The sequence below is a fragment of the Citrobacter sp. RHBSTW-00944 genome (assembly GCF_013615435.1).
Lineage (GTDB): Bacteria > Pseudomonadota > Gammaproteobacteria > Enterobacterales > Enterobacteriaceae > Citrobacter > Citrobacter braakii.
In genome coordinates, this window is the sequence record NZ_CP055418.1 from 3,120,201 (window position 1) to 3,136,579 (window position 16,379).

Annotated in this window: 18 protein-coding genes; 9 read left to right on the forward strand and 9 right to left on the reverse strand. The window is 50.9% G+C overall.

The features are described 5' to 3' along the window. Positions 1-14 precede the first annotated feature (14 nt). The 5 genes from bssS to HV334_RS15080 all read left to right on the forward strand — a co-directional run bounded on the left by bssS (position 15) and on the right by HV334_RS15080 (position 3,075). A complete protein-coding gene (bssS, locus tag HV334_RS15060; protein WP_003036154.1) occupies positions 15-269 on the forward strand; it encodes a biofilm formation regulator BssS in 255 nt (84 codons plus the stop codon). Between the two features lie 114 nt (positions 270-383). Next, a complete protein-coding gene (gene solA, locus HV334_RS15065) occupies positions 384-1,502 on the forward strand; it encodes an N-methyl-L-tryptophan oxidase (protein ID WP_047501073.1) in 1,119 nt (372 codons plus the stop codon). A gap of 52 nt (positions 1,503-1,554) precedes the next feature. Continuing rightward, complete coding sequence (locus HV334_RS15070; protein ID WP_003036148.1) at positions 1,555-1,668, forward strand: YceO family protein; 114 nt, start codon at positions 1,555-1,557, stop codon at positions 1,666-1,668. Positions 1,669-1,931: 263 nt separating this feature from the next. Continuing rightward, the gene (locus HV334_RS15075) at positions 1,932-2,498 is read left to right on the forward strand and encodes a cytochrome b (RefSeq protein WP_049282343.1); all 567 of its coding nucleotides are present in this window, start codon (positions 1,932-1,934) and stop codon (positions 2,496-2,498) included. Position 2,499: 1 nt separating this feature from the next. Further along, on the forward strand, positions 2,500-3,075 hold the full coding sequence (locus HV334_RS15080) for a YceI family protein (protein ID WP_047501078.1): 576 nt from the start codon (positions 2,500-2,502) through the stop codon (positions 3,073-3,075). Between the two features lie 46 nt (positions 3,076-3,121). Here the strand turns inward: HV334_RS15080 and HV334_RS15085 are convergent, their stop codons facing one another. After that, positions 3,122-4,174 (reverse strand): rhodanese-related sulfurtransferase, encoded by a 1,053-nt coding sequence (locus HV334_RS15085; protein ID WP_016152613.1) that lies wholly within the window; start codon positions 4,172-4,174, stop codon positions 3,122-3,124. 220 nt (positions 4,175-4,394) lie between these two features. Between HV334_RS15085 and HV334_RS15090 the strand changes: the two genes are divergently transcribed. The 3 genes from HV334_RS15090 (at position 4,395) to HV334_RS15100 (ending at position 7,150) form a co-directional block, all read left to right on the forward strand. Further along, positions 4,395-5,315: a Kdo(2)-lipid IV(A) acyltransferase gene (locus tag HV334_RS15090; protein WP_181220565.1), complete on the forward strand. Its 921-nt coding sequence runs from the start codon at positions 4,395-4,397 to the stop codon at positions 5,313-5,315. A 155-nt stretch (positions 5,316-5,470) separates the two neighbouring features. Then, positions 5,471-6,691: a multidrug efflux MFS transporter MdtG gene (mdtG, locus tag HV334_RS15095; RefSeq protein WP_016156180.1), complete on the forward strand. Its 1,221-nt coding sequence runs from the start codon at positions 5,471-5,473 to the stop codon at positions 6,689-6,691. A gap of 81 nt (positions 6,692-6,772) precedes the next feature. Next, entirely contained in the window at positions 6,773-7,150 is a 378-nt protein-coding gene (locus tag HV334_RS15100) for a MysB family protein (RefSeq protein ID WP_181220566.1), read from the forward strand. Position 7,151: 1 nt separating this feature from the next. On the opposite strand, the gene HV334_RS15105 is transcribed toward HV334_RS15100, so the two are convergent. The 3 genes from HV334_RS15105 to mdoG all read right to left on the reverse strand — a co-directional run bounded on the left by HV334_RS15105 (position 7,152) and on the right by mdoG (position 11,511). After that, positions 7,152-7,379 (reverse strand): YceK/YidQ family lipoprotein, encoded by a 228-nt coding sequence (locus HV334_RS15105; RefSeq protein ID WP_016152609.1) that lies wholly within the window; start codon positions 7,377-7,379, stop codon positions 7,152-7,154. A gap of 75 nt (positions 7,380-7,454) precedes the next feature. Continuing rightward, a complete protein-coding gene (mdoH, locus tag HV334_RS15110; protein WP_181220567.1) occupies positions 7,455-9,983 on the reverse strand; it encodes a glucans biosynthesis glucosyltransferase MdoH in 2,529 nt (842 codons plus the stop codon). Further along, on the reverse strand, positions 9,976-11,511 hold the full coding sequence (gene mdoG, locus HV334_RS15115) for a glucans biosynthesis protein MdoG (protein ID WP_085951042.1): 1,536 nt from the start codon (positions 11,509-11,511) through the stop codon (positions 9,976-9,978). Before mdoG ends, mdoH begins: the two co-directional genes overlap by 8 nt. 271 nt (positions 11,512-11,782) lie before the next feature. Between mdoG and mdoC the strand changes: the two genes are divergently transcribed. After that, on the forward strand, positions 11,783-12,943 hold the full coding sequence (mdoC, locus tag HV334_RS15120; protein ID WP_094169054.1) for a glucans biosynthesis protein MdoC: 1,161 nt from the start codon (positions 11,783-11,785) through the stop codon (positions 12,941-12,943). Positions 12,944-12,967: 24 nt separating this feature from the next. Here mdoC and HV334_RS15125 read toward each other — a convergent pair whose 3' ends face one another. From HV334_RS15125 to csgA, 5 genes are all read right to left on the reverse strand, one after another. Further along, on the reverse strand, positions 12,968-14,407 hold the full coding sequence (locus tag HV334_RS15125) for a phospholipase D family protein (RefSeq protein ID WP_152903216.1): 1,440 nt from the start codon (positions 14,405-14,407) through the stop codon (positions 12,968-12,970). Then, entirely contained in the window at positions 14,391-14,933 is a 543-nt protein-coding gene (gene ymdB / locus HV334_RS15130; RefSeq protein WP_016156177.1) for an O-acetyl-ADP-ribose deacetylase, read from the reverse strand. Before ymdB ends, HV334_RS15125 begins: the two co-directional genes overlap by 17 nt. A 100-nt stretch (positions 14,934-15,033) precedes the next feature. Next, complete coding sequence (locus HV334_RS15135) at positions 15,034-15,354, reverse strand: type 1 fimbrial protein (RefSeq protein ID WP_016152603.1); 321 nt, start codon at positions 15,352-15,354, stop codon at positions 15,034-15,036. A 151-nt stretch (positions 15,355-15,505) separates the two neighbouring features. After that, positions 15,506-15,838 (reverse strand): curli assembly chaperone CsgC, encoded by a 333-nt coding sequence (csgC, locus tag HV334_RS15140; protein WP_016152602.1) that lies wholly within the window; start codon positions 15,836-15,838, stop codon positions 15,506-15,508. A gap of 60 nt (positions 15,839-15,898) precedes the next feature. Continuing rightward, entirely contained in the window at positions 15,899-16,348 is a 450-nt protein-coding gene (csgA, locus tag HV334_RS15145) for a curli major subunit CsgA (protein ID WP_016156176.1), read from the reverse strand. Positions 16,349-16,379 lie beyond the last annotated feature (31 nt).

Below are 16,379 nucleotides of genomic sequence, written 5' to 3' on the forward strand. Positions count from 1 at the left end.
AATTAGGGGGCATGATGGAAAAGAATAATGAAGTCATTCAGACTCATCCGTTAGTAGGATGGGACATCAGCACTGTTGATAGCTACGATGCGCTGATGCTGCGTTTGCACTACCAGACCCCGAATCGTCCAGACCCGGATGGGACTGAAGTTGGTCAAACGCTCTGGTTAACCACTGATGTTGCCAGGCAATTTATTTCGATATTAGAAGCAGGAATCGCTAAAATTGAATCCGGCGATTACCAGGTAAATGAGTATCAGCGACATTAAATCTGATACATCCAACCATCAAAAGGCACCTTTCCGGTGCCTTTCTTATTTCCAGGTTGAATATTCCGGGTCACTTATTTACCCTGCTACTATCGCGATTGCAGAGAGAAGCGGATGAAATACGACTTAATCATAATTGGCAGCGGTTCCGTGGGTGCCGCAGCCGGATACTATGCCACTCGCGCCGGTCTGAAGGTTCTGATGATCGATGCGCATATGCCACCGCATCAGCAGGGCAGCCACCACGGCGACACTCGATTAATTCGTCATGCCTATGGCGAAGGTGAAAAATATGTTCCGCTGGTGCTGCGTGCGCAAACATTATGGGATGAATTATCCACCCAAAATGAAGAGCCGATTTTTGTGCGCTCTGGTGTCATCAACCTTGGTCCGGCAGATTCAACCTTCTTAGCGACCGCGGCGCAAAGCGCAAAACAGTGGCAACTCAATGTTGAACAACTGGATGCAGCAGCCATTATGGCGCGCTGGCCAGAGATTCGCGTACCTGAAAACTATATCGGTCTGTTTGAAGCGGAGTCTGGTTTTTTACGTAGTGAGTTAGCGATTAAAACCTGGATCCGTCTGGCGGAGGAAGCAGGCTGTGCGCAGCTATTTAAATGCCCGGTCAGCGCAATTCGTCATAGTGATGATGGCGTCACGGTAGAAACCGCCGATGGTGACTATCACGCGCAAAAAGCGGTGATCAGCGCCGGAACCTGGGTACAGGCATTAGTCCCTGAACTACCGATACAACCGGTACGCAAAGTGTTCGCCTGGTATCAAGCCGATGGGCGTTACAGCGTTAAGAATAACTTCCCTGCCTTCACCGGGGAGCTACCAAATGGCGATCAATTCTACGGTTTCCCGGCAGAAAACGACGAGCTAAAAATTGGTAAGCACAATGGCGGACAGGTAATTCATTCGGCAGAAGAGCGCAAGCCGTTTGCCGCTGTAGCCAGCGATGGTTCTGAAGCCTTCCCATTCCTGCGCACAATACTGCCAGGCGTGGGTTGCTGTCTGCACGGTGCGTCCTGCACCTATGATAACTCACCAGATGAAGACTTTATTATTGATACTCTACCGGAGCATGACAACACGCTGATCATCACCGGGCTGAGCGGACATGGCTTTAAGTTTGCCTCCGTCCTCGGAGAGATTGCGGCTGACTTCGCCCAGGACAAATCGTCTGACTTTGACCTGACGCCCTTCAGGCTAAGTCGTTTTAAGCGATAATAAATGAATGGCCTCGTTGGTGAGGCCATTTTTAATGACAGGAATAACGTTGATGCGCCGCATCTTTCACTATCTGGTTAATAATATTCGCGAGCATCTTATGCTCTACATTATTTTATGGTCGCTGCTGGCAATTATGGATGTGATATATATTATGTTTTTCTGAACCCGCAACGCTGACACTAATTGACATAAACTGATATTAACTTAATTTTCATTGCAATTAACTGAACAAGAAAAATACCTTAACCCCCCCAGAAACCACGCCTTAATGTCATCCATCCCTACTAATTCCTTGATGATTACTTCACAATTCAATCAATTTTATTGAATCAAAAACAAATATCATCATTATTGTTATTTATTAGTTGCATTAATGTCTTTTACGCGCCATTTTCATTCACTTCTGAAATATCTAACGGTGCACTTATGCAATTCAATAATACTCCACAACGCTATGGCGTGGTGTCTGCCGCTTTACACTGGCTGATTGCGATTGCTGTATATGGCATGTTTGCGCTGGGATTGTGGATGGTCACACTCAGCTATTACGACGGCTGGTATCACCAGGCCCCTGAACTGCATAAAAGCATCGGCGTTATGCTCATGATGGGGCTGGTTATCCGCGTCGTCTGGCGGTTGATCTCCCCTCCTCCTCCTGCGCTGGCAAGTTATTCCCGTTTCACCCGCATCGCGGCGGCACTGGGTCACCTCGCGCTATACACATTGCTCTTTTCAATTGTCATCAGCGGGTATTTGATTTCGACCGCTGATGGCAAAGCGATAAGCGTATTTGGTTGGTTCGACATTCCTGCCACCCTTGCCAATGCGGGCGCTCAGGCCGACCTCGCCGGTAGTCTGCACCTGTGGCTTGCGTGGACCGTGGTGGTTTTATCGCTTCTGCACGGACTGATGGCCCTGAAACATCACTTTATCGATAACGACGATACCCTGAATCGCATGTTGGGAAAATCGTCATCTGACTATGGAGCTTAAAATGAAAAAAAACCTGCTGGGACTTACACTCGCCTCTCTGTTATTCACCACCGGGTCAGCCGTGGCGGCAGATTACAAAATTGACAAAGAAGGACAGCATGCCTTTGTTAATTTCCGTATTCAGCACCTGGGTTACAGTTGGCTGTACGGCACATTTAAAGATTTCGACGGGACTTTTACCTTTGATGAGAAAAATCCCGCAGCCGATAAGGTTAACGTCACCATCAACACCAACAGCGTTGACACCAATCACGCCGAACGCGACAAGCACCTGCGCAGCGCAGATTTCCTTAACGTGGCCAAATTCCCGCAGGCGACCTTTAGCTCTACCAGCGTGAAGAAAGAGGGGAACGACCTGGATATCACCGGTAATCTCACCCTGAACGGCGTCACTAAACCGGTTACGCTGGATGCGAAGCTGATCGGTCAGGGCGGCGATCCGTGGGGTGGCACGCGCGCAGGTTTTGAAGCAGAAGGTAAAATTAAGCTGAAGGACTTCAACATCACCACCGATCTCGGCCCGGCGGCTCAGGAAGTCGATCTGATCATCTCAGTGGAAGGCGTCCAACAGAAGTAACGTATGAGTTGCCGGATGGGGCTAAAGCCGCCATCCGGCATGATGACTATTGCGCAGGGTCCGGAATACCCAGTTTGGTATTCAGACGACCGCGTGACTTATTAAATATTTTGTTGCCATTTTCACGTCCTGCTCGAAGACGACGTTGCTCTTCTTCCGGCAACTTACTCTCTTCGCTACACAACTCGCTACAGCAGCCGTTATACTTCTGCGCGCAGGCCGGACACTGGATAAACAACAGATGGCAGCCATCATTTTTGCAATTAGTATGGCTGTCGCACGCCGTTCCGCACTGATGGCAATGCGCAATAACATCTTCAGAAATCCTTTCGCCCATACGCTCATCAAAAACGAAGTTTTTACCGACAAAACGTACAGGAAGCCCCTGTTCACGTGCCTTGCGGGCATATTCAATAATACCGCCCTCAATGTGCCAGACTTTGCTAAATCCGTTGTGTTTCATCCAGGCGCTGGCTTTCTCACAACGGATCCCGCCCGTGCAATACATAACGATTTTTTTATCTTTATGCGCCTGCATCATTTCAACGGCTTTCGGTAACTGGTCGCGGAACGTGTCTGCCGGGATTTCTAGCGCATTCTCGAAATGGCCCACTTCATATTCATAGTGGTTGCGCATATCAATGAATACCGCGTCAGGATCGTCCAGCATGGCGTTTACTTCCGCCGCCTTCAGGTAATCACCTACGTTGCTGGCGTCAAATTGCGGATCGTCAATGCCATCCGCCACGATGCGTTCACGCACTTTCATGCGCAGCACCCAGAACGATTTACCATCATCATCCAGCGCGATATTCAGACGTAACCCGGCGAATGCGGGATCAAACGCATAAAGCTGCTGGCGGAATGCCTCGACGTTGCTTTGCGGTACGCTGATTTGCGCATTGATTCCTTCATGGGCAAGATAAACGCGCCCGAAGACGTTCAATGCAGTGAACATCTGGTACAGCGCATCACGTGTGTGCTGAGGATTGGCGATGGTGAAATATTTATAGAATGAGATCGTCGTGCGCGGCTCGGTCTCAGCCAACATTTTGGCTTTGAGCGCATCGTTCGAAATGCGGTTGTGTAACACTGGCATGGTGTACGTATCCTGCAAATAGGGAGAAAATGAAAATCGGCGGCATAATAAAGCAAACACCGCCAATTTACATCCACACATTTTACGCTACATTTCTTACTCCAATATAAAAGTGCAACAACAATTGCTGGTTTAATCACCGTTCTCCCGTCACAAATTTTTGATATGCGCGAAAAAATGCGACAATACAGGCAATTGGTCGTTTGAAGACAGGATAGACATGACGAATTTACCCAAGTTTTCGGCTGCGTTACTGCATCCACGTTATTGGTTAACCTGGCTGGGCATTGGCATCCTTTGGTTAATCGTGCAGTTACCCTACCCGGTTCTTTACAAGTTGGGCTGCGCATTAGGTCGTCTGGCATTACGTTTGATGAAACGTCGGGCAAAAATTGTTTCCCGTAATCTGGAACTGTGCTTCCCGCAAATGAGCGAGCAGGAACGCCAGCAGATGGTAGTCAAGAACTTCGAGTCCGTGGGCATGGGCGTGATGGAAACCGGAATGGCCTGGTTTTGGTCTGACAAGCGTATTTCACGCTGGACGGAAGTTATCGGGATGGAACATATCCGCGACGTTCAGGCGCAAAAGCGGGGAATTTTGTTAGTGGGTCTGCACTTTCTGACCCTTGAACTGGGGGCGCGTCAGTTTGGTTTGCAGGAGCCGGGGATAGGCGTATATCGCCCTCACGACAACCCACTGCTCGACTGGCTACAAACCTGGGGCCGTATGCGCTCTAATAAATCCATGCTCGATCGTAAAGACCTGAAAGGAATGATTAAAGCGTTGAAAAAAGGCGAAGTGGTCTGGTACGCGCCGGATCATGACTACGGTCCCCGCGCCAGCGTATTTGTCCCGCTTTTTGCTGTTGAACAGGCCGCAACAACCTCCGGGACCTGGATGCTTTCACGCATGTCGAATGCCTGCCTGGTACCGTTTGTTCCTCGTCGCAAGCCAGACGGTAAAGGTTATCAATTGATTATGCTGCCTCCGGAGTGTTCACCGCCGTTAGACAACGCGGAGACTACGGCAGCGTGGATGAATAAGATTGTTGAGCAATGCATCATGATGGCCCCAGAGCAGTACATGTGGCTACACCGTCGTTTCAAGACGCGTCCTGAAGGTTCACCTTCCCTGTACTAAAGCACGGTTGCAGTCCTGTGGACTGCAACACCTTCCCTGCCCGCTTTAGGTTTAACTGCTATCCGCATTGCAGCAACTATCAACCAGGCGCATAATTAGCCTGCTTGCTTATATTCAATCGATAGCGCAAACAGCGCGCCACACTGCGGAACGCTATGTCACCCTCAGATGCTCCCATAAACTGGAAACGTAACCTCACCGTTGCCTGGTTGGGTTGTTTTTTAACCGGTGCAGCATTTAGCCTGGTTATGCCCTTTTTGCCCCTCTATGTCGAGAGTCTCGGCGTCACGGGTCATAGCGCCCTGAATATGTGGTCAGGTCTGGTCTTCAGCATCACTTTTCTCTTTTCCGCCATCGCCTCTCCTTTCTGGGGTGGCCTTGCCGATCGCAAAGGGCGAAAAATCATGCTGCTGCGTTCCGCATTGGGTATGGCGATTGTGATGCTGCTGATGGGGCTGGCGCAAAATATCTGGCAGTTCCTGGTCCTGCGTGCCCTGTTGGGTCTGCTCGGCGGTTTCATTCCCAACGCCAATGCACTCATCGCCACCCAGGTTCCGCGCAATAAAAGCGGCTGGGCGCTGGGAACGCTTTCCACCGGCGGCGTCAGCGGCGCACTGCTCGGACCGTTGGCAGGCGGGCTGCTCGCGGATCAGTACGGACTACGCCCGGTATTTTTCATCACCGCCAGCGTACTGCTGCTCTGTTTTATCCTGACGCTATTTTTTATTCGCGAACGTTTCCAACCGGTGAGCAAGAAAGAGATGCTGCACATTCGCGAAGTCGTGGCCTCGTTAAAAAATCCCAAACTGGTGCTGAGCCTGTTTGTCACAACGCTGATAATCCAGGTGGCAACCGGGTCCATCGCGCCAATTCTGACGCTGTACGTTCGAGAGCTGGCTGGCAACGTCAGTAACATCGCCTTTATCAGCGGGATGATTGCTTCCGTACCAGGCGTGGCTGCGTTAATCAGCGCCCCGCGGCTCGGCAAATTAGGTGATCGAATTGGCCCGGAGAAGATCCTGATTGTTGCTCTGGTCATCTCCGTGCTGCTGCTTATTCCAATGTCGTTTGTACAATCGCCCTGGCAACTTGCCGTTCTGCGCTTTTTATTGGGGGCCGCTGACGGTGCTCTGCTCCCGGCTGTGCAAACGCTGCTGGTCTATAACTCGACCAATCAGATCGCCGGGCGTATTTTCAGTTATAACCAGTCATTTCGCGATATTGGTAACGTAACGGGGCCGTTAATGGGGGCGGCAATATCCGCCAACTACGGTTTTCGCGCCGTCTTCTGCGTGACCGCGGGCGTCGTACTGTTTAACGCTTTCTACTCGTGGAATAGTCTGCGCCGTCGCCGGAACACTGAGGCCACTGGATGATTTTTGTGCATTCATACTTGCAATATCGGAGAATCAACTATTATTTCCCTGAATACTTCATTAAATCAAAGGGAGACTCTGATGACCATGTATGCCACGCTGGAAGAAGCCATTGATGCCGCTCGTGAAGAATTTCTGGCTGATAACCCTGACCTTGAGCCCGACGAAGCCAGCGTTCAACAGCTAAGCGTACAAAAATACGTGCTACAGGATGGTGACATTATGTGGCAGGCGGAATTCTTTGCTGATGAGGATGAGGGCGCGGGTGAATGCCTGCCAATGCTGAGTGGTGAAGCGGCCCAAAGCGTTTTTGATGGCGACTATGATGAAATTGAAATCCGTCAGGAGTGGCAGGAAGAAAACACGCTTCACGAATGGGATGAAGGTGAATTCCAGCTGGAACCTCCCCTGGATACCGAAGAGGGTCAGACCGCGGCCGATGAATGGGATGAGCGATAGCTTACTCGTAAGGTCCGTGGTGAATGTCGAGCGGGAGCAGCAAGGTATCAAACACCAGCGAAAATGGCAGGTCGAGGATGGTGACGTAGCGCCACGCGGAGTCCCGGACATCCCATTGCACACCAGGATAGTATTGGTTTCCGTGCCCTTGCCCTGGGATAGTTCGGCTAATAATACTGCCGCATCCGCTCAGCAAGCACACCATGATTGCCACTGCCAATATTCGCACCTGATACCTCACGGCTCTTTTATTTAGTATAAAAAAATACCGGCACCAGGCCGGTATTTTCACGTTACTTAACGCTTACTTTTTCCTGAGCGCCAGCGGATTCAGGGTCAGTCCCTGGTAGTAATTCACCCACGAAGAATACTTATCAGGTGAATTCCAGACGCGATAGTGCAAACGCGCCATCGTCACCGGATCGCTCAACAGCACCAGACGGCGGTCACGGTTTAGTTTCTCCGGCGTTTCGTTCAGCGCCTGCTCCACATGGCGGTCACGAGCAATCTCAAGCACGTTACTCGCGCGGTGACGTGCAGTCGCCATTGCCGTTGCCAGTGCATTAAATGACGGGTTAAACACCGCATGCATAAAGCCGTCGTCCAGTGTACGATTGCGGTTCATCACCAGGTAGGTATCCGTATCCACCAGCACCTGCGGCGGAGAATACTCTTCCGGGATCAGGAACAGCTTCCAGCGCTTGGTACGTAACCCAACCGTGGAACGGCTGGAAATCACAGAAACAAATGGCGACAGGATCAGCGAGAAGACAATCGGCGCCAGCCAGAACAGGAAACGCAAATCCAGCCAGGCCATACCTACCGCCCAGACCAGCCCCAGCAGTAGCTGAGAACCGTGACGCATAAATGCTTCACCCCACGGGGTGGAATCGTCATCACGCTGCGGCGAATTCCACACCACTTCCCAACCGAGGAAGGCGCTCACGACAAAGACGGTATGGAACAGCATACGCACCGGCGCCAGCAGCACGGAGAACAGAACCTCCAGCAGCAGCGACAGCGTGACGCGGATAAACCCGCCGTACTCTTTCGTCCCTTTACACCAGATGAGCAAAATACTCAGCAGCTTCGGCAGGAACAGCAGCACCATCGTAGAAGCAAACAGCGCGATCGCCAGTTCAGGACGCCACTGCGGCCATACCGGGAACAGCTGGCGCGGTTGCAGGAAGTACTGTGGTTCCGTCAACGCATGCACCACCTGCAATGCGGTCGATAACGCGAGGAACATAAACCACAGCGGCGCGGACAGATAGGACATAACGCCGGTCAGGAACACCGCACGGTGAACCGGGTGCATCCCCTTCACCAGGAACAGACGGAAGTTCATCAGGTTGCCATGACACCAGCGACGGTCACGCTTGAGTTCATCCAGCAGGTTCGGCGGTAGCTCTTCATAAGAGCCCGGCAGATCGTAAGCAATCCACACGCCCCAGCCGGCACGACGCATCAACGCCGCTTCGACGAAGTCATGGGAGAGGATCGAACCCGCAAACGAGCCTTCGCCCGGTAACGGCGCAAGCGCACAGTGTTCGATAAACGGCTTCACGCGAATAATCGCGTTATGGCCCCAGTAGTGCGATTCCCCCAATTGCCAGAAGTGAAGTCCAGCGGTAAACAACGGACCATAAACACGGGTCGCAAACTGCTGACAGCGCGCATACAGCGTATCCATACCGGAAGCCTTCGGTGAAGACTGGATAATCCCGGCATTTGGATTCGCTTCCATCAGGCGCACCAGCCCGCTCAGACAGTCACCGCTCATCACGGAGTCAGCGTCCAGCACCACCATGTAGCTGTACTGATTTCCCCAGCGACGGCAGAAGTCATCAATGTTACCGCTTTTACGCTTCACGCGACGACGACGACGACGGTAGAAAATCTGCCCTTCGCCTTGCACTTCGGCAATCAGCTCCATCCACGCTTTTTGTTCTGCTACGCAGATATCGGGGTTGTAGCTGTCGCTCAGGATGTAAACATCAAAACGCTCGGCGTTGCCCGTCGCTTTGACCGACTCCCACGTGGCGCGAAGTCCCGCGAATACGCGGTCAACGTCCTCGTTACAGATCGGCATAATCAACGCGGTCCGGTGCTCGGGATTTAACGGCTCGTCCCCAACCGTTGAGGCGGAGATACTGTACTTATCTCGCCCAATCAACAGTTGCAGGAAGCCCATCAGCGCGGTCCAGAATCCTGCTGAAACCCAACAGAAAAGCACGGCAAACAAAATGAGAATGCCGGTCTGGAGCATGTAGGGCAGCAGTTGCATAAAGGAGACCCATAAATCCTGCCCCATCATGTCAACAGGATTAATGAATGCCCACCCCTGATACGGAAGGATCGTCTTCATATACCAGGTTGCGACGACCGTTTGCGCCAGCGTTAAGATCAACAACGTATAGCGGCGGATGGTGCCAACCGTACGCCATTTTTGCTCGCTCTCCTGTTCTTCTTTCGTCAAACGCGAAAGATAACGCGGAGTCACATCGCGCCCGCGCAGGCGATCCCAAAAGCGGCCAACCGGGTTGGTACGCCAGGGATCGGGGAACATAGAGGTACGCGTTGCTTTTGGCATCGCCTGCAGCTGATCGCGCCCCTCATCGTCCTTAACCAACTGCTCTTTGGCCAGAGAATCAGGCCACGCCTGCTCCAGGCGAGCTTTCACCGAACCCTGCGGTGAATCATCTTCGCGCGAGTACGTACGATGCTCGGCATCCAGCGCCTGATGAACGGCGCGGATGTCAGTTTTCGGCAGTGCCGCTTTTTCGATATCCGAAAGCGGCATTGCGTCAATATACTCAGTTGTCTTATTCATTGGCAGGTAACTGGTAGCTCCAGGTTTCACTCAGCGTCTGATCGGCATTGACCAAGGCAGCACGCATTTCAGTGGTTTTCTTCACATCTTTCACTTTCACGCGCAATACCAAACGCCAACCTTTAGTTACCGGGTTGTAGCGCACAGTACTTTCAACGATCTCGCCGTTGTCGCCAATACTGGTTTGTGCGGTAACCGGGGTATCCTGCGGCAGCTTTTTCATATCCGTGCCGGTAAAGTCCACCACAAACGCGATAGTGCCATCAGGCTGACGAATGAGGTTAGACTGTTTTACATCACCGGTAGAACGACGAGTCTGCTGGACCCAGGCGCTATCAGGGGCATGAAGCTTATCTTCGTCACGCGTGAACGTCAGGGTGTACTTGAAGTTCATCTCTTTACCAGCTTCAGGCAGTTGATCCGGCGTCCAGTACGCAACGATGTTATCGTTCGTTTCATCGTTAGTTGGGATTTCAACTAACTCAATCTTACCTTTACCCCAATCACCTTTTGGCGTGATCCAGGCGCTTGGGCGCAGATCGTAACGATCGTCGATATCTTCAAAACGCGAGAACTGACGGCCACGCTGCAGCAGGCCGAAACCTTGCGGGTTTTCCATCGCAAAGCTGCTCACCGCCAGATGTTTCGGGTTATTCAGCGGACGCCAAATCCACTCGCCGTTGCCAGCGTGGATCGACAAACCGTTAGAGTCATGCAGTTCCGGACGATAGTTGGTCGCCGGAGAAGGCTGGTTTGGTCCGTACAGGAACATACTGGTTAACGGTGCCACGCCCAGCTTGCCCACTTTGTCGCGCAGATAAACTTTGGACTGAACATCGACTACCGTGTCACGACCCGGAATGATGACAAAGCGATACGCTCCGGTTGCGCGCGGAGAATCCAGCAAGGCATAAATGGTCAAACGTTTGTCAGTCGGTTTCGGACGCTCGATCCAAAACTCACGGAAGCGGGGAAATTCTTCGCCAGAAGGCAGAGCGGTATCAATCGCGAGACCGCGCGCAGACAGACCGTAGACCTGCCCTGCCCCCAGAACACGGAAATAGCTGGCACCGAGCATGCTGACGATTTCGTCGTTTTTATCTTTGCTGTTGATCGGATACAGCACTTTGAACCCGGCGAAACCGAGATCTTTTACCGTGTCTTTATCATGCTGAACATCGCCAAAATTAAAATAATCCGGGCTGTATTTGATTCTTTTCACCGCTGTAGCGGTAACTTCGTTGATTTTGACCGGCGTGTCGAAGTACATACCCTGGTGGTAGAACTCGAGCTTAAATGGGGTCTTGAGATTACTCCAGTAGGCTTTATCGCGGTTAAACTGGATCTGCTGATAATCCGCATATTTCATGTCGCGGAAAACGGAGGGCAAGTTACTTTTTGGCGCCTCATAGCCTTTACCGGCTAAGGATTGAGCTTGTTTTGCAACATCATCGATGCTGAACGCCCAGCTCGATGATGTGTACAGCGTTAACATAACTGCTGCACCCAACCAACGCATTTTCATCATTTGTAGTTTATGTTTCATAATTAGTAAGCACTTCCCCCTTTGTGTGCTTATATTGATCCGATCCATTTTAATGGATAATCGGGTATTCCGACAACTGAATCCCTGTATTGTTCGCGCGCTGGCTCATGGTTTAATCAGGTTCAACTACCTGTTTTCACTTTGCGTGCTTATCCTGGAGACAGGTTGTTGGACTTCGTGTAGGGTTGCCCTCGAATGTAACCATTATTCGTCTTAGGGATAAGACGAAAAGTCTGAGAATACATAACTGTCTATGAGCTCTGTATCACCACCACGCGAATATTTTCTTGACTCCATCCGTGCCTGGCTAATGTTGTTAGGAATCCCATTCCATATTTCATTGATTTACTCGACCCACACCTGGCACGTGAACAGCGCGGAACCGTCGTGGTGGTTGACCCTGTTTAACGACTTTATCCATGCTTTTCGCATGCAAGTCTTCTTTGTCATTTCGGGTTATTTTTCCTACATGCTATTTTTGCGCTATCCGCTAAAGCGCTGGTGGAAGGTGCGTGTAGAACGCGTGGGGATCCCGATGCTGACCGCGATTCCATTACTTACGCTGCCGCAATTTATCATGCTGCAATACGTAAAGGGAAAAGCAGACAGTTGGCATACTCTCAGCGGTTACGATAAATACAATGCGCTGGCCTGGGAGCTGATTTCCCATCTGTGGTTTTTACTGGTTCTGGTCGTATTAACGACCGTGAGCATGTGGGTGTTCACCCAGATGAAAAACAGACTGACGCGTAGTGACGCCGCCAGCGCCCCGGCGGTGTCGATGACTAAATTATCGCTGATCTTCATCTTGTTAGGTGTCGGTTACGCTGCCGTCAGAAGGACAATTTTCATCCTCTACCCTTCGATTCTCAGCGATGGCATGTTCAATTTTATCGTTATGCAAACGCTGTTCTATGCGCCGTTCTTTATCCTCGGCGCACTGGCGTTTATCAACCCGAATCTGAAAGCGCTGTTTACCACACCGTCACGCGGTTGCACGCTCGGTGCTGCATTCGCATTTGTGGCATACCTGCTCAATCAGCGTTATGGCAACGGCGATGCCTGGATGTATGAAACCGAATATGTCATTACCATGGTCATGGGACTGTGGATGGTGAACGTCGTCTTTTCGTTAGGTCACCGTTTGCTTAATTTCCAGTCTGCCCGCGTGACCTATTTTGTCAACGCGTCGCTGTTTATCTATCTGGTGCATCACCCGTTAACGCTGTTTTTTGGCGCTTACATCACACCGCATATCACGTCGAATCTGCTGGGTTTTCTCTGCGGTCTGCTGTTTGTGGTTGGGATTGCGGTAATACTGTACGAAATCCATTTACGCATTCCGGTGCTGAAGTTTCTCTTTTCGGGTAAACCGCCCGTTAAGCAGGATAAAAACAAGGCCATAGCCGGCTAGTTTTTCCCTCAATCATTGTGTGGTTCAAAGCAGCCATTCAATGGGTAACACGGACGCCAGCTTTACCAGAACCCGCTTCCAGAATCCTGTGGCGGGTTCTTTTTTCAGGACCTGTTCACTGCCAGAAAGTCGGTCGACCCAATTAATTCTCCCCCAACGGTCAAGGCGTAGCTGCCAGGCCATATCACGCTGGCTTTGCATAAACCGTTTATGAATCAATTCGGCCAGCACTTCACTCTCAATCACAAATCCCATTTCTGTATTGAGCAGCGTCGAACGAGGATCAAAATTAAGCGAGCCGATAAACACTTTGCGATCATCAATACTGAACGTTTTCGCATGCAGGCTGGACCCTGAATTCCCGGTTAATCCACGATCGTGAACGACCGAGACGCGATCGCGGGTCGGTTTAAGTTCGTATAATTCTACACCGTAGCGCAGCAGTTTTTTTCGCCAGCGCGCATAGCCCGCATGGACGATCGCCACATCATTCGCCGCCAGTGAATTGGTTAAAATGGCAATCTTGACGCCTTTTCTTACCAGTCTCAGGAGCTGCGCCACACCGGCACGCGTCGGCACAAAGTAGGCAGAAATAATATCAATACGTTCGGTCGGCGAGCCCATTACGTCAAACAAACGCTGCGGTAATAGCGAGTGGCGCGGCGCTTTCCCTTCTCCTTTTGCAGGATCATCGCTCAGCAAACGCGTTTTGGCCCAAATCAGCGGCAGCGATCTTTGATCGAGACTGGACATAAACTGGCTGGTTTCCAGCTTATGCAGATAGCGGCGGGTAATATCATCGTTATACCAGGATTCGGGTAGCTCAATACGCTGCACAGAATCTGGCTCAGACATCTCAAGCACATTTTGTAACGTTGAAACCGAGCGACAGTGCCAGTAACGCTCAAAATCATCTGCCACATCTTTGACAACCGGCCCGATAGCCATGACGTCCAGGTCGGAAAATAGCGGTTGCTCACCCGCGCCAAAATAGGCATCGCCAATATTACGCCCACCAACGAGAGTCACCACGCCGTCAGCGGTATAACTTTTATTGTGCATGCGCCGATTAAGCCGGGCAAAATCGGTTAAATAGCCCAGCGCGCGCAGGATGCGAAAGGAAAACGGATTGAAGAGGCGAACTTCTATATTGGGGTGCTTATCCAGCAGACGCAGCGTGTCGTCCAGACCCGGCGTGTTGTTATCATCCAGCAGCAAACGCACCCGTACGCCTCGCTTCGCTGCGGCCAGCAGAACGGAAAATAACAATAGCCCGGACATGTCGTTTTCCCAGATGTAATACTGCACATCCAGGGTACGTTCCGCCATTTCCGTTAACCGATAGCGAGCAGCAAACGCATCCAGGCTGTCATCCAACGCAAGAATGCCGCATTCTCCCGGGTGGTCTTCGCAAAGGGGCGTGATGGCACGCTCAAGTCGCGTCATATCAGTCCGTGTGATCATCACCTTGTTGTGTTAGCAATCTCTTATAAAGTTGAGCGTTTTCGTCATCAAAGCACACGAAGTATATCTGATCAGGAAGTGCGCGGCGGGTAATAAATTTCAGCACCGTTTTCACCGCTATTTCTGCCGCTGCGGCGCGTGGATAGCCATAAGCCCCGGTGCTAATCGCCGGAAAAGCAATGGAGTGATAACCATTGGCCAGGGCCAGTTGCAGGGTGTTTAAGTAAGCTTCTTCGAGGCGTTCGGCCTCATGATGACCTCCCCCTTGCCAGACGGGTCCTACGGTATGAATGACCGCTTTTGCCGCAAGCGCCCCCGCCAGAGTGATAACCGCATGCCCTGTCGGGCATTCTCCTTGTTGCTGGATAACCTGTTTGCAGGCCTCCAGCAATGCTGGTCCGGCAGCGCGATGGATTGCGCCATCGACGCCACCGCCTCCCAGTAGCGATGAATTCGCCGCATTGACAATCACATCAACAGCGACAGTCGTAATATCGCCATGTAACACATGAACACGTGATTGCATAAGTTCCCCCTGACAAAACACCATTCGTTAAGTGTACAGCAGGGTTTTCCCTTAAATCTCTCTTTTTAACCGTAAGTGTGCATATCTACGCCACAGCGAGTCATTTATATTCAATATTAAGAATCGCCATGTTTTTCTGTTCATTGAGGTAGTGCATTTTGACTGTGGCAATTTCCTGCACATTCTGAGGGGCTGTCGCGAGCTGTTGCGGGTTGTAAAGACTATTCTGGTTGGTGCCGTTGCGGATACATGACAATTCAATTTGCTGCTGCTGTCTGTTAACGTCGCAAGGTGATTCAACTATCGCTCCGCGAAAATGAATAACCCCGCCGGTTGTGATTTGCTGCGCAATTGCAGGGAGGGTTAAAAGAGAAAAAGCACATAAACTGGTACTTAAAATACGCTTTAATAATGTACACATAAGGGTTCCTCAACGATTAGCCATCTTTGAGGGATCGAAATGATCCTTCACCGCTACGATTAACGATCAAATACAAACGCTCACACGCTTCTATATTCATAGAACAGCAGCGCATTCCCAGCCACACCCTTAATGCAAATACAGCAAAAAATTATGGGTGACTGTTTGAGTCAGGCCATTGTTGCGACAGATGCAGAGACTGCCCATCTGAAACGGTAACGATAATTTTGACCGAGTCCTCAGATGAAATATTAAAGCTCAGTTTGGTTAATTCAATCGGTCGATTAGCAGGGACCGAAAGGCTTATTTTCTGCTGCGACTGGCTTTGTCCCCCCTGCCCTTTACGTATGGCAAGGACTTGTACCTCACATACGCACGGTTGGGTTAACGTCACCTGAGGAATAATGGTGTACATATCACCTTGCTGAGTAGTATTGAATGTTATTTGATTTGCCAGCGCGGCAATGAGTAATAGCGTATGCATCATATTCTCCCGAAAAAAAAACAGGGCTCACGCCCTGTTTATTATCAGTCAGAAACTGAATTAGTGTTGGTTAGCTGTAGCGTTGTTGCCAAAGCCAACTTGCTGAATCAGCACATTGGAGTCAGAAGCGGTCTGATTAACCAACGCACCGTTACGGCCACCGAACTGGGTTACACTAATATCAGCATTTTTAGCATTCCACTGATCGATAGTGGCATTGTTCTGGAAGCCAGTCTGTTTCAGGCTAATGGTACTGTCATCAGCGCCCTGACCAACTACAGCCCCGTTACCGCGCCCCTGTTGTGTGATGGTGACATCTGATTTACGCGCATCACTTTGCAGAGCATTCGCAGCGTTGTTTGACCCATATTGGTAGATACTCAGTGAAGAGTCTGGGCCATAATTACTACCGCCACCATGATGATTGCCGCCCCATTGCGGAACAACACCAGCCAGAGCACTGCCAGAAACTACGATTGCTGCGAATGCTGCCACTTTTAAAAGTTTCATGGTAAACCCCCATCGGATTGATTTAATCGTC